Genomic DNA, 19,053 nt, shown 5'->3' with positions numbered 1-19,053 from the left:
GCCTATTTCTTCACGCTATCGACGATGGCGGTGAACGCACTGGGGTGGTTCATGGCCAGGTCGGCAAGGACTTTGCGGTTGAGGCCGACTTCGCCCACGCTCAGGGCGTGCATCAGGCGGCTGTAGGTGGTACCGTGCATACGGGCGGCGGCGTTGATGCGCGCAATCCACAGGCGGCGGAAAACGCGCTTCTTGCCGCGGCGGTCGCGGTAGGCATAACCATTGGCTTTGTCAACGGCGTTCTTGGCTACGGTGTAGACCTTAGAACGGGCACCAAAGTAACCTTTGGCGGCTTTAAGAATGCGCTTGCGGCGCGCGCGGCTGGCAACCGCATTAACTGAACGTGGCATAAAACTCTGTTTTTGTGCAGTACGGAGACTTTTTGTGCTTTGGGCCCGTACTCTCGTGGAAAAAGAGGTTTCCCCGGCGGGGAATTACTCGTGGTTTTTGCTTATTTGCAAAGGAGGCGCAGGATACGCTTTTCGTCCGCTTCAGAGACCAGCGTGGAGTCGCGCAGACGCAGCTTGGCTTTGTTGGACTTGTTGCGCATCATGTGCGAGGTATAAGCTTGGAAGCGTTTTACTTTACCGGTGCCGGTAATTTTGAAGCGCTTTTTTGCACTGCTGTGCGTTTTCATCTTAGGCATGGCGCTAAGTTTATTTTTGGATTGGAGCGCAAAAGGAGACAACTGTGGCCAGGGAATGGCGGTGGGTTGCCGGAGACTTTTACGAACGCTTTGGGGAGGTCAAAATCCTTGGGCGTTGGGGGAAGGAGGATAATGAATGGGAGGGGAGAAGGCCCGGCCAGGAGTGTTTCCCGGCCGGGATTTCCTTTAGGAACTTGGGAGGAAGCGTGAGCTTACTCTTCTTCCTTATCGCTCACCTCACGGCCGCCGTCCAGTTCATCCTGGAGGGCAATGAGTTCGTCCCACTGGCCAGCGGCGGCCAGGGCAGCTTGCTTGGCCCAGGTAGCGGGGCTGTGGATGTTGTAGCGGGGGCCGGCGTCGTCGAGCATTTGCTGTACCGTTGCCTCGGGGGCGTCCGCCAGTTCTTGCCAGGTGGTGATGCCGATGCCGTGCAGGAGGCCTTCGATTTTGGGGCCGATGCCTTCTACCAGCTTCAGGTCATCCTGGGCAACCTTCTTGCCGTTGGGCAGTTCGATCTTGCTGGCTGCTTTGGCTTTGGCGGGGGCGGCGGCTGGTACTTCGGCTACGGCCTTAGCGGGAGCCGGAGCGGCCTTGGGAGCAGCTTTGGCGGCGGGGGCTGGCGCGGGGGTCACTTCGGCGGCGTCGGTTGGGATGATGCCAACGTACATGCGGTTGCGGAAGCTTTTGCGGAAGGTTACTTTGCCGTCTACCTGGGCGTGGATCGTGTAATCGCGGCTCATGTAAACGTTTTCACCGGGGTGGTACTTCGTACCGCGCTGCCGGATGATGATGTTGCCAGCTTTGGCAACCTGACCGCCGAAGAGCTTAACGCCAAGGCGTTTCGATTTACTGTCGCGGCCGTTGTCGGTACTACCTACACCTTTCTTGTGTGCCATGGTATTTTGTTTTTTGGCTTCTCCGGTGAAGGAGAAAAATTAGGAATTGGGCCCGTGACTTAGACCGTGATGGAATCGATTTTGATCTTGGTGAACTGCTGGCGGTGGCCGTTCTTCACGCGGTAGCCCTTGCGGCGCTTCTTTTTGAAGACAATGACCTTGTCTCCCTTAGCGTGATCAATTACGGTAGCGCCTACGGCGGCACCTTTTACGTTCGGCGTGCCGATGGTTACCCCAGCATCACCAGCGGTGAGCAGGACCGAATCGAAGCTGACAGAATCGCCAGCTTTGGCTTCTAGCCGGTGGACGAAGATCTCCTGACCTTCCTCTACTTTGAATTGCTGACCGGCTATGGTTACGATTGCAAACATTAATGAATGGTTTAAATTGGGGCGCAAAGGTAAGGAAAACTCCGGTATTGCAAGGCCCCGCCGGCAATTTGTTTTTCCTGGTCGGAAAAGTGGGGTGGGGAAGTACTGCCTGCCGTCCCCAAGGACCAGGGGCGGACAGGCGAAAAGAGCTACCCCGGCAGCAAAGGAATGGTCAAAAAGGGTAGGGGAGCGGACGGCAGCGAATGACACCATATATAAGGTCTTGGTTTTGTTGCTGCACTTTGCGGTTGCCTGGCAGCGGACTTTGCACCTGCGGCCGCGCCCAGGACGGGATGGGGAGGGGTAAAAACCAGGAGATGAGCGTTCCAACAAACACCTCTTTCAGTAGACTTTATCTAAATAAGGTTCGGTTGTCTTAACTTGTTTGTTAAAGAAATGTCATCAAAGTATCTTTGCGCCAATAAGCGGAGGGCCGTTTTTGGCCCCTTTCGCGCAACTTACTAAATGTCAATTCGTAATGACATACCACCAAAAGTTTTTGCCCTTCCTGCTTCTCGTTTTCTGCCTCTTTGCTGGCGGCCAAACCGGAATTGCGCAGGGTGACCAAGACACGGCGACCACTGCTCCAGCCGCTACCCTTTCCGCTTCCGAAGCCGTTGCCGATGGCGAAGTTGCCCCCGGTGAGGGAGACTACAATAAAGGCAAAGCCCTCTGGAACGCTAACGGATGTGGTTCCTGCCATAACAGGAACATGAAGGATAACTCAACGGGGCCCGCCCTCGGCGGCGTGGAAAGCCGCTGGGCCTCCGAGCCCCGTGAGCACCTGTACCGCTGGGTGCAGAACTCCCAACAGTTGATTGCCTCCGGAGAAAGCGCCCGCGCCATTTCCGTGTACAATGAATGGAACAAGAATCCGATGACGGCTTTCCCTGCGTTGACCAACAGCGACGTAGAGCACTTGCTGGGCTACATTCAAGGGCAAATTGATGGGTTAGGTCAGGTTACTGGTGGTCCCGATGGCCCCGTTCCCGCCGCCGCCGAAACCGACAACACCTGGCTGTTCATCGTTCTCGGTCTTGCCCTGCTGCTGCTTTCGCTGATCCTGGCCCGGATCACGAGCAACATGCAGTACATGGTGGCGACCAAGGAACAGGGCGACGCTCCCGAACGCCGGACGCTTACCGATATCCTCACCAGCAAGGGCATGATTGCCTTCGTGGTGTTCGCCCTCGTGGTTTTGGGTGGCTACACTACGGTCAACCACGCCATCGAGCTGGGCCGTCAGCAGGATTACCAGCCCGAGCAACCCATCAAGTTCAGCCACGTTACCCACGCCGGCCTTAACCAGATCGACTGCCAGTACTGCCACGACGGTGCCCGCCGCTCTAAGCACTCCGTCATCCCCGCCGTCAATACCTGTATGAACTGCCACCGCGCCATCAAGAAGGGCAGCCAGTACGGTACGGCCGAAATCACCAAGATCTACGCCGCCATCGGCTACGACCCCATCGAAGACGTCTACATCGAAGACTACGAGAACTATACCAACGAAGAAGCCGCGGAGGTCTACAAGAAGTGGATTGCCCAGGAATACCTGGCCGACGAGCGCGACATCGACGACCTGGAAACTACGGTAGACGCCCAGTGGGAAGAGATCGTGAGCTCCCTGACGGACGACTACACGGGCGATACCAAAGTAGCCGGCCCCGTCGAGTGGGTACGTATTCACAACCTGCCCGACCACGCCTACTTCAACCACGCCCAGCACGTAACGGTCGGGAACCTCCAGTGCCAGAACTGCCACGGCCCCGTGCAGGAGATGGAACTGGTTTACCAGTACAGCCCCCTGAGCATGGGCTGGTGTGTCAACTGTCACCGCCAGACGGAAGTACAGTTCAACGACAACGAATACTACCAGGCCTACCAGCGCTACCACGAAGAGATGAAGTCTGGCGAGCGCACCGCCGTAACGGTGGAAGACATTGGCGGCCTGAGCTGCCAGCGTTGTCACTACTAAGCCCTCCGCCGCTAAACCACCACCAAAAAATATTCCCCCTACCACGGGAGTGAATTTCGATCCCGGCCCGCCGGTTTCAAAGTATACCTGAATGAAGAATAAAGTCAGCAACATTTGGTTAGGTACGGATCAACTTGCATCCAGTGCTGATTACATCAAAGCCACGGACAGCGAAGTAGGTGCCCCCGCCATCACTGAGAACCTGGAGAACCCCCGCCTGGAAGCCAGCCGCCGGGATTTCCTGAAATACCTCGGTTTTGGCATCACCGCCGCTACGATTGCTTCCTGCGATATTCCCGTTCGCAAAGCCATTCCCTACGTCTCCAAGCCCGACACCATCGTGCCTGGAGTAGCGACTTACTTTGCCTCGACCTTCGTTCAGGGCGGAGATTACGTTCCCGTCTTGGTGAAGACCCGCGAAGGGCGGCCCATCAAGATCGAAGGCAACGCCATGAGCCCCATCACCCGGGGGGGCACCAGCGCCCGCGCGCAGGCCTCCGTTTTGGGCATGTACGATACCAGCCGCTTCGACGGTCCCTACCGCATCAAGGAAGGGATGGCCCAGAGCGCCCGCAATCCCGCAGATAACGACGGTTGGGACGTCATCGACGCCGAAATCAAAGGCAAGATGAGCGCCGGAGCCCGCGTACGCATCGTCTCCCATACCATCATGAGCCCCACGCTGTTGCGCGCGGTGGCCGACTTCAAGGCCAAGTACCCCAACACGGAGTTGGTACAGTACGACCCCGTCTCCGCTGCGGCCCTATTGGATGCCAACGCTGCTACCTTCGGCAAGCGGGCCGTCCCGAGCTACCATTTCGACAAGGCCGAAGTGATTGTCTCCTTCAACTGCGACTTCCTCGGTACCTGGATCAGTCCCGTCCAGTACGCCCGCCAGTACGCTGCTGGCCGCAAGACGGGTAACGGCAAAATGTCTCGCCACATCCAGATTGAGAGTGGCATGAGCATGACCGGCTCCAACGCCGATAACCGCATCCTGGTGAAGCCCAGCCAGCAGGGCCAGGCCATCCTTGCCCTCTACAACGCCATCGTAGGCGGAGGGGCCAGCGCCGACCTCGACGCCGCCACCACCGAAAAAATCAACGCCGTTGCTGCCGAACTGAAGCGCAACCGCACCCGTGGCCTCGTCGTCAGCGGGACCAACAACCTGGGCGAGCAACTCCTCGTCAATGCCATCAACCAGAGCATCGGTGCCTACGGCAGCACGATCACGACCGACCGCTGGAGCAACCAGCGCAAGGGCAGTGACCAGGCCATCGCCAAGCTGGCTTCCGAACTGGAAGCGGGCAGCGTGGACGCGCTGATCGTTTTGGACGGTGCCAACCCGGCCTTCGACAACGCTTTTGCCACCAAAATTGCCGCCGGCATCGCCAGCGCAAAGCTCTCCATCAGCACCAGTGGTGTACCGAACGAGACGACGATGCTCTGCCAGTACGTTGCCCCCAACCACCACTACCTCGAAAGCTGGGGTGATGTGGAGGCCGTGGAAGGCGAGCTTTCCCTGCTCCAGCCCACCATCACGCCCATTTTCGCCAGCGTAGGCCGGGCGGGCACCCGTCAGGAAGGGGAGAGCCTCCTGGTATGGTCCGACGCCAGCAGCTACCAGGCCGACGCCGACCAGCCTTACCTCGAATACCTCAAGGCCGGTTGGGAAGCCACCGCTTTCCGCGCCCAGTCTGGCTTCGTCAGCTTCCGCTCTTTCTGGGACGCGTCCCTGCAGGCCGGTGTGGTGACCCTGGGCGGTGCCAGTTCCGTCGCCGCTGCCCCGGTCGCTACCGATAGTCTCGGGGTAGCCGCTGCCCCGGTTGCCGCTCCGGGTTCCGAAGCCGGTGCCTTCAACGACGCCGCTACCAGTGGTGCCGCCGGAAAAGTATCCAAGGCGGGTACGGGCATGGAGGTCAACTTCTTCGAAACCATCAACGTCGGCAACGGCGTTTACGCCGGCAACCCCTGGTTGCAGGAAGTCCCCGACCCCGTTACCCGTACGGTATGGGGCAACTACCTCACCATCCCCGTACACTGGGAAGGCGGGAACTCTTACACTGCTTACGAAGGCCTGAACGCCGAAGAGTACAAAGGCAAGGCCGACATGGTCAGCCTGAGCATTGGCGGCGTGGCACAGGAAATTACCGCAGTGCGGCAGTTCGGCCAGAAGCCTGAGACCTTCAGCCTGGCACTGGGGTACGGCCGGACCATCACCGGTGCTTCCGGCCGGGCCATCGGCCACAACATCGGCATCAATGTCTACCCCTGGCTGACGACCGACGCCGACGGCTACGTCCAGTACTACGCCAGCAACGCGGAAGTTAGCGGCCGCGTCGCCGTGGAGGACGAGTTCGCCTGCGTGCAGTACCACCACACGATGGGCCTGACGACGAAGAACGAGTCCGGTGCCATGGCCTACCACGACCGCCTGAGCGGCGAGACCGTCTACCTGGATCGTCCCCTGACGGAAGAAGAAAAGGACCACCTGGAGCCCTTCAACGTCGATGAAAAGACGGTAATGGAACTCGGCGAAGGTATGCAGGGCGGCCTGGTCAATCGCTCCATCATCTACCAGGGGACCCTGGCGGAGTTGGGCGAACTCAAAGAGCACATCAGCGAGAAGCGGGCCGAAGCCAAGCACCTTAATGACCAGACGCTGTACCCTTACGAGGAGTACGTGGAAGAAATTTACAGCCAGGGCCACTGGTGGGGTATGCACGTCGATCTTACGGCCTGCATCGGTTGCGCCGCCTGCGAAGTGGCCTGCGTAGCCGAAAACAACGTTCCCATCGTCGGTAAGTACGAAGTGTGGCGCCACCACGAAATGAAGTGGATGCGCATCGACCGCTACTTCTACGGCGACGTCGAGAACCCCCGCGCCGTGTACCAGCCCATGATGTGCCAGCACTGCGATAACGCACCCTGCGAAAACGTCTGCCCGGTAAACGCCAGCCAGCACAGCGACGAAGGCCTCAACCAAATGATCTACAACCGCTGTATCGGTACCCGTTACTGCGCCAACAACTGCCCCTACAAAGTCCGCCGCTTCAACTGGCTGGATTACACCACGGGCGACCTCTTCAGCTCCAACGAGCCGACCGTACAGGACGAAGAACTGCCCTTCGGTGCCGACAACCTGACGCGGATGGTGCTGAACCCCGACGTAACCGTCCGCAGCCGCGGCGTCATCGAAAAGTGCAGCTTCTGTGCCCAGCGCCTCCAGGCGGGTAAGCTCACGGCCAAGATCGAGAAGCGGCCGCTGCGCGACTCCGACGTTCGCACCGCCTGCCAGACTGCCTGCCCCACCGGTGCCATCACCTTCGGCGACCGCAACGGTAAGAACGGCGACCTGAACAGCAAGCTCAACAACCCGCTGAACTACCTCGTGCTGGAGGAAGTGAACACCCAAAGCTCCGTATTCTACGCAGCCCGGGTACACAACCCCCTGGAAGAGCTGAATGCCTAGCAGAATTTACCATTACCATTCAGCAGGCACAATTGCCAATTGCCCGCCTGATGGTAGCTGGAATAACTAAAAACACACTGCGGAAGCAGTAGTAATAAAGTAAAATTTACCATGGCCTGAGGATGGCTGACCGCAAATTCTCCATTGGACATGGTAAGTTGTAAATTGTAAATAATTATGAGTGGACACGTAGCCCCCGTTCGTCGACCGTTGATCACGGGTAGTAAAACCTACCACCAGATCACGGAAGACATCTGTCGCCCGACAGAAACGGCCCCCTCGCTGAGCTGGATCATTACTTTCATCATCTCGGTACTCTGCCTCGGCCTGTTTGCCTTCAGTGTAGCCTGGACGATCTGGGTCGGCATCGGTTCCTGGAACCTGAACCGGACCATCAACTGGGGTTGGGACATCACCAACTTCGTTTGGTGGGTAGGTATTGGTCACGCCGGTACCTTGATCTCGGCCATTCTTTTGCTGTTCCGCCAGAAGTGGCGGACGGGTGTAAACCGGGCGGCGGAGGCCATGACGATCTTTGCCGTAATGTGTGCCGGACAGTTTCCCCTCATCCACATGGGGCGTCTCTGGCTGGCCATCTTCATCTTCCCGTACCCCAATACCCGGGGCCCGCTGTGGGTGAACTTCAACAGCCCGCTGCTCTGGGACGTATTCGCCATCTCTACCTACTTCACCGTATCGCTGCTGTTCTGGTACGCCGGTTTGGTACCCGACCTGGCTACGGTCCGGGACCGCGCCAGTGGCCTGCGCAAGAAGATTTACAGCATTGCTTCCTTCGGCTGGAATGGCTCGGCCAAGCACTGGCAGCGCTGGGAAAGCCTCTCGCTGATCCTGGCCGGCCTGGCAACGCCGCTGGTACTTTCGGTGCACACCATCGTATCCTTTGACTTTGCCACTTCGGTCATCCCCGGCTGGCACACGACGATCTTCCCTCCCTACTTCGTAGCGGGGGCCATCTTCTCGGGCTTCGCGATGGTACTTACGCTGATGCTCATTGCCCGCAAGGTGCTGCACCTGGAAGACTACATCACCATCGAGCACATTGAGTCGATGAACAAGGTAATCCTCCTCACCGGCTCGATTGTGGGTGTGGCTTACCTGACGGAGCTTTTCATTGCCTGGTACTCCGGTTACATCTACGAGCAATTCGCCTTCCTCAACCGCGTAATGGGCCCCTACTATTGGAGCTACATCGGGATGATGCTCTGTAACGTGCTTTCCCCCCAGATCTTCTGGAGCAAGAAAATGCGGACCAGCCTGTTCTGGACCTTCTTCATGTCGATCTTCATCAACATCGGGATGTGGTTCGAGCGCTTCGTCATCATTGCCACTACGCTGGCGCGGGACTACCTGCCCTCCAGCTGGAGCTACTACGTGCCTACCTGGGTAGAGATCTGCATCTTCATCGGTACCCTGGGCTTGTTCTTTACCCTCTTCCTCATCTTCACGCGGGTTGCCCCGGTAGTGGCGATTGCGGAGGTGAAGAGCATCCTTAAATCGGCGGGCGACCAGTACATCGGCCCCCACGCCCACGCTCACCACGGCCACGGTCACCACGTACCAGCCGGTGCGAATGACCACGCGGCGGGCACCACCGTCGATATCGAAGACAAAGACGACACCGAAATCCATTAAAAGACCAAGCGCCGGCTTCCAACCGGCACTTTCAACCATCCAAGCATGGCAAACGCAATTGCACACAGCGGTATTCCCATGGAGGGCTTCACGGCCACTACGGGCCGCAACATCCTCTTCGGCTTGTACGACGACGAAGTCAAGCTCCTGGACGCCGTAAAAGCCGCCAACGCGGCCCATCTCGACATCGACGAGGTGTACACGCCTTTCCCCGTTCACGGACTCGATCCGCTGCTGGGGTTGGAAGAAAGCCGCCTTCACCAGGCGGGCTTCATTTTCGGGAGCATCGGTTGCTTGTTTGGCTTCGGGTTCATGACCTGGGTCTTCACGCGCGACTGGCCGATCATCTTCGGGGGTAAGCCCTACTGGTCGGTGCCGGCCTTCATCCCCATCACGTTCGAGCTGACGGTACTCTTCGCCGCCGTAGGGATGGTGACGGTCTTTTACATCATCTGTGGCCTCGGGCCCGGCGCGGAGCCCCGCCGCCTGCACGACCGGATCACGGACGATAAGTTCTGCATTGCCTTCGACGCCACTGACCTGGGCGAAGCCGACGTTGACGACCTCAAAGCCTACTTCGCGCGCACCGGTGCCGAAAGTGTGCACAACAAAGTAGTTCCCGCCTAAGGCATTCTGCGGGGCGCTGCCGCAGGTGCAAGGTCTAGGGACCGAAGAGCAGGGGAAGGAAACGAGCTTAGACTCCTGACGTTCACTGCTTTTCGAGAGACTTTCCCGGCACCTGCGTCCGCGCCATAAAAATTAATCCACCGGAGGGTTTTTGCCTCCACTGAAGTTTACAGCATGAAAGATTTGCGCATACTGGTACTTTCCTTTACGTTGGCCGTGGTAATGACGGCTTGCTCGGATGCCGGTGGGGAGTTTCCCGGAAGTGAGTACATGCCCGACATGGCACACTCGGTTGCCCTGGAAGCCAACACCTACAACTATTATTACTACAATACCTGGGACGACCGTTCGACGATCGAACTGGCCAAACTCGTGGCTCCGCGCGTAACCGTGGACGGTACCGTGCCCCGGGGCTACGCTGGTGCCTACACCGACGGATCGCAGGCGCCTGCCTCCCTGGAAGCCATTGAGGCGATGATGGGTACGACGGTAGGTGCCGACTCACCCAACGAGATCAGCGTACCCACCAGCGGCCACGTCCCTTACTACTACGAAGATTCGCCTGAAGGTCGCCTGGCCGCTATGGCCGAAATCACTGGCAACCCTTTCCCGATCACGATCGATGGCCTGGCCCGGGGCAATAAGCTCTACGGCATTTACTGCGGAATCTGCCACGGTGCGGCCGGCAATGGCCTGGGCTATATCTACGATACGGACGCCAACCCCGACGCAAAATACCCCCTGGCTCCCGCCAACCTGATTTCGGCCGACTTCAAAGCCGCCAGCAACGGACGCTTTTACCACGCCATCATGTACGGGTACAATGCGATGGGGGCCTACAAAGACAAGCTCAGCTACGAGGAGCGCTGGCAGGTCATCCACTACATCCGTGCCCTCCAGGCGGCGGACTCCAAGCTGGAGTACAGCGAAGTAGCCAACAACTTCAACCCGGCCGTTGGCACCCCCGGTGCCAGGTTTGCCGCCGCTGGCCAGCAAGTTACCGACGGCGAACAAATGGGCGCTGCGGGGCAGCTGACCCAGGAAAGCACCCCCGCCGCGAACCAGCAACTGCGGAAATAAGCACTCCGGAACCACCCAAATAAGCAACTAGCGCATAAGTGCGCTGAAACACATTTCACAGATGGAGAACTTCGTTTTCTCGTCCCGCGCAAAAGCAATCACCGGTGGTACTGCCCTCTTTGGGCTGCTGCTGCTCATCGCCAGCTACTTCGTAGACGGTGGTGAAGGACACCACATGCGGTTTTGGACCAACCTGCTGCACAATTCCGTTTTCTTCATCGGCATTTCCTTTATCGCCTGCTTTGCTTACGGTGCCTTTACTACTGCTTATGCTGGTTGGTTCGTGCAGTTCAAGCGGGTGTGGGAAGCCTTCGGTATGTTTTTGTTGCCTGGTCTCTTCCTGATGGGGATCATCGTTGTTGGCCTGTGGATGCACGCCCACCATATGTACCACTGGAACGATCAGGAAGCGGTAGCGACGGATGCTCTGCTAACGCACAAATCATCTTTCCTCAACCCGGTTTGGTTCACAGGTGCCACCATTATCATCCTTGGGGTATACTATTGGTTGATCAGCTCCGTCCGTAAGATCAGCATTGACGAGGATACCAACGGGACGACCAGCTACGCGCACCACCGCCGGATCAAAAAATGGGCTGCACCGATGATTGCCGTAATTGGTTTCACGAGTCCTTTCCTGATCTGGCAGTGGATCATGTCTTTGGATGCGCACTGGTACTCCACCATGTTCGCATGGTATGCTTCAGCGTCTCTTTTCGTGGCGATGATCGCACTGACGATCATGCTGTTGATCTATCTGAAGAGCCGTGGTTACTTCCCCGGCGTTACGGCCGAGCACTTCCACGATCTGGGCAAGTACCTCTTCGCGATCTCCATTTTCTGGACTTACGTTTGGTTCAGCCAGTTCATGCTGATCTGGTACGCCAACGTGGGAGAGGAGACGATTTACTTCAAGTTGCGCATGGACGAGTATCCCGTACTGTTCTGGGGCAACCTGCTGCTGAACTTCATCATGCCCTTCTTCATCCTGATGCGCAATGACACGAAGCGGAAGTACGGTACGCTGTTCTTCGCTTCCGCCATTGTGTTCTTCGGCCACTGGTTCGACTATTTCAACATGATCAAGCCAGGTGCCCGGCAGACGCTGATCGAAATGGAGCACCACGCGGCAGGACACGACGAAGCACACACCACCACCCTCGACGCTGGCAATAGCCACGGCGAAGACCACGCTACTGCAACGATGGACGATCACGCAGCGGACCACGCCGGCACGGACGAAAGCCACGGTGCTGACCACGCTGGCGATGACCACGCCATGGCCGCCACCGGAGATCACGCCGACGATGACCACGCCATGGCCACCACCGGAGACCACGCTGGCGATGACCACGCTGCGGGTGACCACGGCGGCGACGAGCACGGAACGATGGCTATGGGCGGAGGTGCTGGCCACGACAGCCATGGCCTGGAATTCAAGTCGGGGTACACCCTGCCGGGCCTGCTGGAAATCGGCATTTTCCTGGGCTTTTTGGGTGGATTTTTATTCTTCGTGCTGAGCATGCTGGCCAAGGCCCCGCTGGAGCCGAAGAAGGATCCATACTACGAAGAAAGCCTGCACCACCACACCTAGGATTGACGCTGATTAGACAAAATCTAAATAGTGTTTTCGTCCGGAACCAGAATACCCTTACCTGGTTAAATTTGTGACAAGATCGGAGATAAGCCCCCGGATTGTTGAAAAATAGCTAACTTCAAGCTGATGACTACGTTAATCGTCTTTATTTGTGTCGCCTTACTCCTGCTGATCGTTTTGCAGATTGCGCGGGTGCGGGATTTGGCCAAGCAACTGCGTGGTGCCGAAGAGGTGGAAGCCCGTAATACGAACATGACCGGGATTTACCTGGTGGCGTTCATGGTGGTTTTCCTCGTGCTTGCAACGGCCTCTGCCTTCTACTACAAAAACCTGATGTTGGGTTACGGCCCGAACGCTTCTGCTTCGGAGCATGGATACCGCATTGACGCGATGATGAACTGGACGCTGCTCGTCACGTACACGGTATTCATTATTACCCACGTCCTGCTGTTCTGGTACGCCTACTCCTACCGGGCCAAGAAGGGCCGCAAGGCGCAGTTCATTTCCCACAACAACACCCTGGAGATCATCTGGACGGGCATCCCTGCCATCGTAATGACCTTCCTGGTGATCGGTGGCTTGGACGCCTGGAACGACATCATGGGCGACGTAGGGACGGATGAAGAAGTACTGGAAATCGAGGCTACCGGCTTCCAGTTTGGCTGGCACCTGCGCTACCCTGGTCCTGACGGACTTCTCGGCAAAAAGGACTTCCGTTCCATTGAGGGCGGTGTAAACCCCTTGGGCCAGATCTGGACCGACCCAAAGAACGTAGACGACGTTCACGCAACTGAGTTGGTGCTGCCCGTAGGTCAGAAAATCCGCGTGCGTATTACGGCCCAGGATGTACTTCATGACTTCTACCTCCCCCAGTTCCGGGTGAAGATGGACGCGGTGCCGGGCCTGCCCACTTACTTCGTTTTTACTCCTAACAAAACGACCAAGCAGTGGCGTAAAGAACTGAGCAAATACCCTGAATACCAGGTTCCCGACCCCAACGACCCAACGAAAATGCTGTGGGAGACCCGCGATTTTGAGTTGGCCTGTGCGGAACTGTGTGGCAAGGGCCACTGGTCGATGCTCAAACGCGTAACTGTTCTGGAAGAAGACGAGTACGCCGAATGGGCGGCTAAGCAACCGTCTTACTTCATGACCAACATCCGGGGAACGGAAGATGATCCCTACACGGACCAACTTTTCCCGGCAGAGATCACCCAACGTAGCCAGGAGTTCAACACTGAGGCCAATACGGCGTTAGAGACGGCAAGCGACGACGACAATACCCTGGTACTGAAGTACGTCACTTTTGAAACGGGCAGCGATAAGCTTACGGAGTTGAGCCGTTACCAGCTGGACGACGCAATTGCTTTCCTGAAAAAGAATAGTGACGTAACTTCCCAGCTCAGAGGACATACTGACAATACGGGCGATGCTACGGCCAACCAGGAGCTCTCCGAACGGCGGGCGGCGGCCGTCCTGAATTACCTCGTGAAAGGTGGCATTGCCGCTGATCGCCTGCGTAGTGTGGGATACGGTGCCAGCAGCCCGATCGAAGACAACGCAACGGAAGAAGGCCGGCAGGCCAACCGCCGTACTGAATTTTACATCACGCGAAGTGCTGCTCCGGCCAGTGAACCTTCCAAGTAAACTATCACCAGAAGAACCTTTTCAAAGCTGAACCATGGCAAGCGCAGTAATTACGGCACCGGCTACCCGTGAAGACGGACTAATCCAGGAACTGGGTTACGAAGATCATTTTCACGAGCACCACCACGGAGATAAGTACCAGTCGAACTTCATCTCTCACTACATCTTTTCGCAGGATCACAAGATGATCGCCAAACAGTTCCTCATTACGGGGATGATGTGGGCCATCATTGGCGGATTGATGTCTTTGGTATTCCGCATGCAGCTTGGTTTTCCCGAGGAAAGCCTGGCCTGGCTGAAGCCCTTCCTGGGCAAGTGGATTTCGGTGAACAGCGACGGCGTTGGTTCGCTGACCCAAGACTTCTACTACGCTTTGGTGACGATGCACGGTACCATCCTGGTCTTCTTTGTACTGACGGCCGGTCTGAGTGGAACGTTCTCCAATCTGCTCATCCCACTGATGATTGGTGCGCGTGACATGGCCTCTCCGCTGCTCAATATGATGAGCTACTGGTTCTTCTTCCTCTCCGGGATGGTGATGTTTGCCTCGCTTTTCCTGAGCACTGGTCCTTTTGCCGGGGGCTGGGTGGCTTACCCGCCGCTTTCGGCCCTGCCGCAGGCAATGGACGGTTCCGGTGCGGGGATGACCCTCTGGACCATTTCTCTGGTGCTGTTCGTCTTCTCCGTACTGCTGGGTGGTATCAACTACATTACCACTGTCCTCAACCTCCGGACGAAAGGAATGAGCATGTGGCGTTTGCCATTGCCCATCTGGGCCTTCTTCGTGACGGCCATTCTGGGTCTGCTTTCTTTCCCCGTACTGACGTCGGCTTTCTTCCTGATGATGCTGGACCGTGGTATTGGAACGAGTTTCTACCTGAGCGACATCTACATTGGTGGGCAGGCGCTCGATCACGTGGGCGGTAGCCCCATCCTTTACCAGCACCTTTTCTGGTTCCTGGGTCACCCCGAGGTATACATCATCATCCTGCCTGCAATGGGCATCGTTTCGGAGGTACTCTCGGTTAACGCCCGCAAGCCCATCTTCGGATATAAGGCGATGGTGTTCTCTATTCTGGCGATTGGCTTCCTGTCCTTCATCGTTTGGGCGCACCACATGTTCATGTCCGGGGTTAACCCCTTTATCTCGAACTTCTTCGTGATTTTCACCCTCATCATTGCCGTACCATCGGCGGTGAAGGTGTTCAACTGGATTGCTACCCTCTACGGTGGTAACGTACGCTTCAACCCCGCCAGCCTCTTTGGCATCGGCTTCGTATCGATGTTCATTTCGGGTGGTCTTACCGGCATCTGGCTGGGTAACTCTACCCTGGATATTCAGCTGCACGATACCTACTTCGTGGTTGCCCACTTCCACATTGTAATGGGTGTGGCGGCTTTCTTCGGAATGTACGCCGGGGTGTACCACTGGTTCCCCAAAATGTACGGTCGCTTCATGAACGAGACCCTGGGTAAGTTCCACTTCTGGGGCACGCTCATCGGAGCCTACTGCGTATTCTGGCCCATGCACTACATCGGTATGGCCGGGGTACCCCGTCGCTACTACCGCTTTGACACTTTCCAGTCGTTCAGCCATTTCGATAGCCTGAACAAGTTCATCACCATTGCGGCAGTGATTACATTCGGATTCCAGCTGCTCTTTGTGATCAACTTCTTCTACAGCATCTGGAAAGGCCGCAAGCTGACGACGCCCAACCCTTACAATGCCAACACGCTGGAGTGGACCACTCCGGTTGAAGTGGGTCACGGCAACTGGCCGGGCAAGCTGCCCGCCGTACAGCGTTGGGCCTACGACTACGGTAAGGACGGCCGGGAATTCATCTCGCAGGTTGAACCCATCGGTCCGGACGAGTCTCCCGAACACTAAATCACCGGCGCCGGGAGGAGGAATCTTCCCGGACAGCCATTTCAGGCGACCCGTACTACGGAGCACTTGCTGCGGATTACGGGTCGCTTTCTTACCAGCCTTAGCGTTCACCAACTGTGAAAGAGCAAACTTCAAGTCGGGCCATTGATTTCGGCATCAGTCAGCAGCTAGCTGATTTTGCTGCGCTGGTTAAATTCCGCTTGTCCGCTACGGTGGTGCTTTCCTCCGTCCTGGCCTACCTGGTAGCGCTGGGAGGAGCGGGCATTAACTGGTGGGCCATTCTGGTACTGACCTCCGGAGGGTTCCTGACCACGGCGGCGGCCAACGTACTGAACGAAATTCTGGAAAAAGACTACGACCGGATGATGGTCCGTACCAGCCGCCGGCCCCTGGCTGAAGGGAGACTTTCCACGAGTGATGCTTTGCTCATTGCGGGTTTTTCCAGCATTGGCGGTATTACGCTGCTGGCGTTGTTCAATCCCTGGACGGCCTTTCTCGGTATGGTGTCTTTGATTTCCTATGCCTTTGTTTATACCCCGCTGAAAAGGGTGGGCCCGGTGGCGGTGCTGGTGGGGGCGATACCTGGTGCCTTACCTGCCTTGATTGGCTGTGCGGCTGCCGAGCAGGGCATTACCTCCCTGGGCCTGACGCTCTTCGCCATCCAGTTTTTCTGGCAGCTGCCCCATTTCTACGCCATTGGTTACCTGGGCTTTGATGATTATAAGCGGGCGGGCTTCCGCCTGGTTCCCGAGCAGGATGGCCAGGTTGACGTGCAGAAGTTGGGGCGGGATTCCGTCCTGGCCGCTGCGCTTTTGCTTCCCCTGGCCCTGGTGCCCCACTTTCTGGGAGCCACCAACCTCTGGGCGAGTGTGTTTGTGGTATTGCTTTCCGGTTTCTTTCTGCGTTTCGCCCTTGCTTTCCGCGCCGCGCCGGCCCGGAAGACCGCGTTGGGGATGATGTTCTTTTCGTTCGCTTATCTGCCGCTGGCGTTTACCGCTTTTTGGCTGGGGCGTCAATTTTTAATTTTGTAAGTGCATGGAAACTGTAGTAAAACAACAAGTAGACATCGCCACCCGGCGCAACAAGATTCACCCTAAGAAACTGGCCCTCTGGGTCGGTTTGGTTAGCCTTACCATGATGTTTACCGCCCTGACCAGCGCGTACATTGTGCGCAGGGCGGCGGGCAACTGGCTGGAGTTTTCCATCCCTTCAATTTTCTACATCAACACTTTGGTCATCGTTGGCAGTAGCCTAACTTTGCACGCTGCTTTTGCTGCCTTCAAACGGGAGGCAGGCGGTGCGTACAAAGCCTGGTTATCCATTACCTTTCTGTTGGGCTTTGCTTTCGTCATCATGCAGTACCTGGGCTGGGAGCAATTAGCTGCCGAAGGGGTGCCGCTGACGATCAATCCTTCGGGAGATTTCATCTACGCCATCAGTGGGCTGCACGCCGCCCACGTGCTGGCGGGGATTGCAGTCCTGGGAGTAGCACTGGCCATGGCTTTTATACGCCCTCTACGGGTCACCCCGGCCAGAAAGCTGCGCCTGGAACTGACCATGACTTACTGGCACTTCGTTGATGTGCTCTGGATATACCTCATCGTCTTCCTGAGCCTGCAACGTTAACCCTTCCAAATAAAAGAACACCCGGTTCCCCGGCGGGAAACGGTAACACAACCACCTGGTATTTAAAACACGCAATCATGGCCGAAAAAACGGACATCTTAGTCGCGGAAGAGCACGATCACCACGACCACGAAAGCAGCTGGGAAGGCGGTGACAAGAAACCCTTTGAGGTTTCCTACGGGAAACTGATGATGTGGTACTTTCTGCTGTCTGACGCCTTCACCTTTGCTGGCTTCCTTATTGCATACGGTACGCTGCGCTTCAGCAGCCCGAGCTGGCCGGTACCCGATAAGGTATTTGCTACGGCACCCTTCGGTATTCATGAGATGTTTCCCGGCGGTGAAGCTCCCCTGATTTTCGTAACGTTCATGTCGTTCCTGCTCATTATCAGCTCTGGCACGATGGTCCGGGCGGTACAGGAAGGTGCGCGGGAGAATAAGCGGGGCGTTGTGTTCTGGATGTTGCTTACCGTTTTGGGCGGTGCAGGCTTCCTGGGCTGCCAGGCCTGGGAATGGAACAACCTGATCAACGTCGAGCACATGTCCGTCACCACCAACCCCTTCGGTACCTACACCGAAAACGGCGTCTACCTCGACCCCGAGACGGGTGAGCCTACGGACGAAGCGGTGGAAGAAGGTGAAACTTATCTGCTCCACATGGCGGGTGCTTCCCACGGGGAGGGCCACGCAGGGGAGGACCACTTCGAGTATCCCACTACTCCAGGCGATTACGCCGGCTTCCAAATCGACGACGAAGGGTACATCCACCGCAAATATCTGGTGCAGGACGGCTACGATCAGGGGCAGGTGAAAACCCAGGCATTTGGTCCGTCGGCCTTCGGTGCCCTGTTCTTCGGCATCACGGGTTTCCACGGTTTCCACGTATTTACCGGAGTGATCTTCCTGCTCATCATCCTCATCAACGCGGGGAGCGGCGTTTACGTCGCTCGTCAGAATGGGTACGAGATGGTGGAAAAAATCGGTCTCTACTGGCACTTCGTCGACCTGGTTTGGGTCTTTGTATTCCTAGTATTTTACCTCCTCTAAATTCTCCGCAGCCTTCGTTCCCCCGCAGGCTTGCTCAAAGCATACTACCATGGCGTCACACGCTAGCTACGAAGATTCTAAAAAAGCCGTCTGGAAAGGCCTGGGCCTTCTGGCGGCCGTTACCCTGGCCGAGGTTTTCCTCTCCCTGATGAAAGCCGCTGAATGGGCCGAAGGCATGGGTTGGCTGTTCATCATTGCCTCCCTGGCCATCATCATTCTTTCCATCTACAAGGCCTACTTCATCATTTACGAATTCATGCACATGGCCTACGAAGTGCGTGGCCTGGCAATGACCGTACTGCTGCCGATGATCCTACTCGTTTGGGCCGTTATCGCTTTCTTTTACGAAGGTGACGCCTGGAAAGGCAACCGCGAAACGGTCAACGAACGCAACCGGATGGAAATCAAAGCAGAACCCGCTTCGGAAAGTCCCGTAGGTACCCTTACCCCGGAAGGTGACCTGACCAACGGATAAACTTCTTCCGCACCACTGCTTTTGGAAAATGTCGTCGGCGGGCCAGTGTGC

Annotated in this window: 16 protein-coding genes; 12 read left to right on the top strand and 4 right to left on the bottom strand. The window is 57.1% G+C overall.

Annotated features, from left to right (window positions below; translation table 11 throughout):
• Nucleotides 1-2 precede the first annotated feature (2 nt).
• From rplT to rplU, 4 genes are all read right to left on the bottom strand, one after another.
• Nucleotides 3-350 carry a 50S ribosomal protein L20 gene (gene rplT, locus H9S92_RS20440; RefSeq protein WP_187468561.1) on the bottom strand — a complete coding sequence of 116 codons (348 nt, stop codon included), beginning with the start codon at nucleotides 348-350 and terminating at the stop codon, nucleotides 3-5.
• A gap of 101 nt (nucleotides 351-451) precedes the next feature.
• Nucleotides 452-646 (bottom strand): 50S ribosomal protein L35, encoded by a 195-nt coding sequence (gene rpmI, locus H9S92_RS20435; protein WP_187468560.1) that lies wholly within the window; start codon nucleotides 644-646, stop codon nucleotides 452-454.
• 212 nt (nucleotides 647-858) lie between these two features.
• Entirely contained in the window at nucleotides 859-1,542 is a 684-nt protein-coding gene (gene rpmA / locus H9S92_RS22885; RefSeq protein WP_187468559.1) for a 50S ribosomal protein L27, read from the bottom strand.
• A 59-nt stretch (nucleotides 1,543-1,601) separates the two neighbouring features.
• Nucleotides 1,602-1,913: a 50S ribosomal protein L21 gene (gene rplU, locus H9S92_RS20425; protein ID WP_187468558.1), complete on the bottom strand. Its 312-nt coding sequence runs from the start codon at nucleotides 1,911-1,913 to the stop codon at nucleotides 1,602-1,604.
• 478 nt (nucleotides 1,914-2,391) lie between these two features.
• On the opposite strand from rplU, the gene H9S92_RS20420 reads away from it, so the two are divergent.
• The 12 genes from H9S92_RS20420 (at nucleotide 2,392) to H9S92_RS20365 (ending at nucleotide 19,002) form a co-directional block, all read left to right on the top strand.
• On the top strand, nucleotides 2,392-3,891 hold the full coding sequence (locus H9S92_RS20420) for a c-type cytochrome (RefSeq protein WP_187468557.1): 1,500 nt from the start codon (nucleotides 2,392-2,394) through the stop codon (nucleotides 3,889-3,891).
• A gap of 91 nt (nucleotides 3,892-3,982) precedes the next feature.
• Complete coding sequence (locus tag H9S92_RS20415) at nucleotides 3,983-7,363, top strand: TAT-variant-translocated molybdopterin oxidoreductase (RefSeq protein WP_187468556.1); 3,381 nt, start codon at nucleotides 3,983-3,985, stop codon at nucleotides 7,361-7,363.
• A gap of 177 nt (nucleotides 7,364-7,540) precedes the next feature.
• Complete coding sequence (gene nrfD / locus H9S92_RS20410) at nucleotides 7,541-9,016, top strand: NrfD/PsrC family molybdoenzyme membrane anchor subunit (protein ID WP_187468555.1); 1,476 nt, start codon at nucleotides 7,541-7,543, stop codon at nucleotides 9,014-9,016.
• Nucleotides 9,017-9,061: 45 nt separating this feature from the next.
• On the top strand, nucleotides 9,062-9,643 hold the full coding sequence (locus H9S92_RS20405; protein WP_246464019.1) for a DUF3341 domain-containing protein: 582 nt from the start codon (nucleotides 9,062-9,064) through the stop codon (nucleotides 9,641-9,643).
• 174 nt (nucleotides 9,644-9,817) lie between these two features.
• Nucleotides 9,818-10,723, top strand: coding sequence for a c-type cytochrome (locus H9S92_RS20400; protein ID WP_187468554.1), 906 nt, complete (start codon nucleotides 9,818-9,820; stop codon nucleotides 10,721-10,723).
• Nucleotides 10,724-10,784: 61 nt separating this feature from the next.
• Nucleotides 10,785-12,317, top strand: coding sequence for a hypothetical protein (locus H9S92_RS20395; protein WP_187468553.1), 1,533 nt, complete (start codon nucleotides 10,785-10,787; stop codon nucleotides 12,315-12,317).
• A gap of 129 nt (nucleotides 12,318-12,446) precedes the next feature.
• Nucleotides 12,447-13,967: an OmpA family protein gene (locus H9S92_RS20390; RefSeq protein WP_187468552.1), complete on the top strand. Its 1,521-nt coding sequence runs from the start codon at nucleotides 12,447-12,449 to the stop codon at nucleotides 13,965-13,967.
• A 34-nt stretch (nucleotides 13,968-14,001) separates the two neighbouring features.
• Entirely contained in the window at nucleotides 14,002-15,855 is a 1,854-nt protein-coding gene (locus H9S92_RS20385; RefSeq protein ID WP_187468551.1) for a cytochrome c oxidase subunit I, read from the top strand.
• 116 nt (nucleotides 15,856-15,971) lie between these two features.
• Nucleotides 15,972-16,886 carry a heme o synthase gene (cyoE, locus tag H9S92_RS20380; RefSeq protein WP_187468550.1) on the top strand — a complete coding sequence of 305 codons (915 nt, stop codon included), beginning with the start codon at nucleotides 15,972-15,974 and terminating at the stop codon, nucleotides 16,884-16,886.
• Nucleotides 16,887-16,890: 4 nt separating this feature from the next.
• Nucleotides 16,891-17,481: a cytochrome c oxidase subunit 3 gene (locus tag H9S92_RS20375; protein WP_187468549.1), complete on the top strand. Its 591-nt coding sequence runs from the start codon at nucleotides 16,891-16,893 to the stop codon at nucleotides 17,479-17,481.
• Nucleotides 17,482-17,558: 77 nt separating this feature from the next.
• Nucleotides 17,559-18,527, top strand: a complete 969-nt coding sequence (locus H9S92_RS20370; RefSeq protein ID WP_187468548.1) for a cytochrome c oxidase subunit 3 — start codon at nucleotides 17,559-17,561, stop codon at nucleotides 18,525-18,527.
• A 49-nt stretch (nucleotides 18,528-18,576) separates the two neighbouring features.
• A complete protein-coding gene (locus H9S92_RS20365) occupies nucleotides 18,577-19,002 on the top strand; it encodes a cytochrome C oxidase subunit IV family protein (RefSeq protein ID WP_187468547.1) in 426 nt (141 codons plus the stop codon).
• The last annotated feature ends 51 nt before the right edge of the window (nucleotides 19,003-19,053 follow it).

This window comes from Neolewinella lacunae (assembly GCF_014349155.1).
Classification (GTDB): domain Bacteria; phylum Bacteroidota; class Bacteroidia; order Chitinophagales; family Saprospiraceae; genus Neolewinella; species Neolewinella lacunae.
The sequence above is the reverse complement of the archived record's forward strand: the minus strand, read 5'-3'. Positions and strand labels throughout refer to the sequence as shown.

Excerpts from the sequence above, each read along its gene's own strand:
- rplT (WP_187468561.1), bottom strand. The coding sequence starts at position 350 with ATGCCACGTTCAGTTAATGCGGTTGCCAGCCGCGCGCGCCGCAAGCGC.
- rpmI (WP_187468560.1), bottom strand. The coding sequence starts at position 646 with ATGCCTAAGATGAAAACGCACAGCAGTGCAAAAAAGCGCTTCAAAATT.
- rpmA (WP_187468559.1), bottom strand. The coding sequence starts at position 1,542 with ATGGCACACAAGAAAGGTGTAGGTAGTACCGACAACGGCCGCGACAGT.
- rplU (WP_187468558.1), bottom strand. The coding sequence starts at position 1,913 with ATGTTTGCAATCGTAACCATAGCCGGTCAGCAATTCAAAGTAGAGGAA.
- H9S92_RS20420 (WP_187468557.1), top strand. The coding sequence starts at position 2,392 with ATGACATACCACCAAAAGTTTTTGCCCTTCCTGCTTCTCGTTTTCTGC.
- H9S92_RS20415 (WP_187468556.1), top strand. The coding sequence starts at position 3,983 with ATGAAGAATAAAGTCAGCAACATTTGGTTAGGTACGGATCAACTTGCA.
- nrfD (WP_187468555.1), top strand. The coding sequence starts at position 7,541 with ATGAGTGGACACGTAGCCCCCGTTCGTCGACCGTTGATCACGGGTAGT.
- H9S92_RS20405 (WP_246464019.1), top strand. The coding sequence starts at position 9,062 with ATGGCAAACGCAATTGCACACAGCGGTATTCCCATGGAGGGCTTCACG.
- H9S92_RS20400 (WP_187468554.1), top strand. The coding sequence starts at position 9,818 with ATGAAAGATTTGCGCATACTGGTACTTTCCTTTACGTTGGCCGTGGTA.
- H9S92_RS20395 (WP_187468553.1), top strand. The coding sequence starts at position 10,785 with ATGGAGAACTTCGTTTTCTCGTCCCGCGCAAAAGCAATCACCGGTGGT.
- H9S92_RS20390 (WP_187468552.1), top strand. The coding sequence starts at position 12,447 with ATGACTACGTTAATCGTCTTTATTTGTGTCGCCTTACTCCTGCTGATC.
- H9S92_RS20385 (WP_187468551.1), top strand. The coding sequence starts at position 14,002 with ATGGCAAGCGCAGTAATTACGGCACCGGCTACCCGTGAAGACGGACTA.
- H9S92_RS20375 (WP_187468549.1), top strand. The coding sequence starts at position 16,891 with ATGGAAACTGTAGTAAAACAACAAGTAGACATCGCCACCCGGCGCAAC.
- H9S92_RS20370 (WP_187468548.1), top strand. The coding sequence starts at position 17,559 with ATGGCCGAAAAAACGGACATCTTAGTCGCGGAAGAGCACGATCACCAC.
- H9S92_RS20365 (WP_187468547.1), top strand. The coding sequence starts at position 18,577 with ATGGCGTCACACGCTAGCTACGAAGATTCTAAAAAAGCCGTCTGGAAA.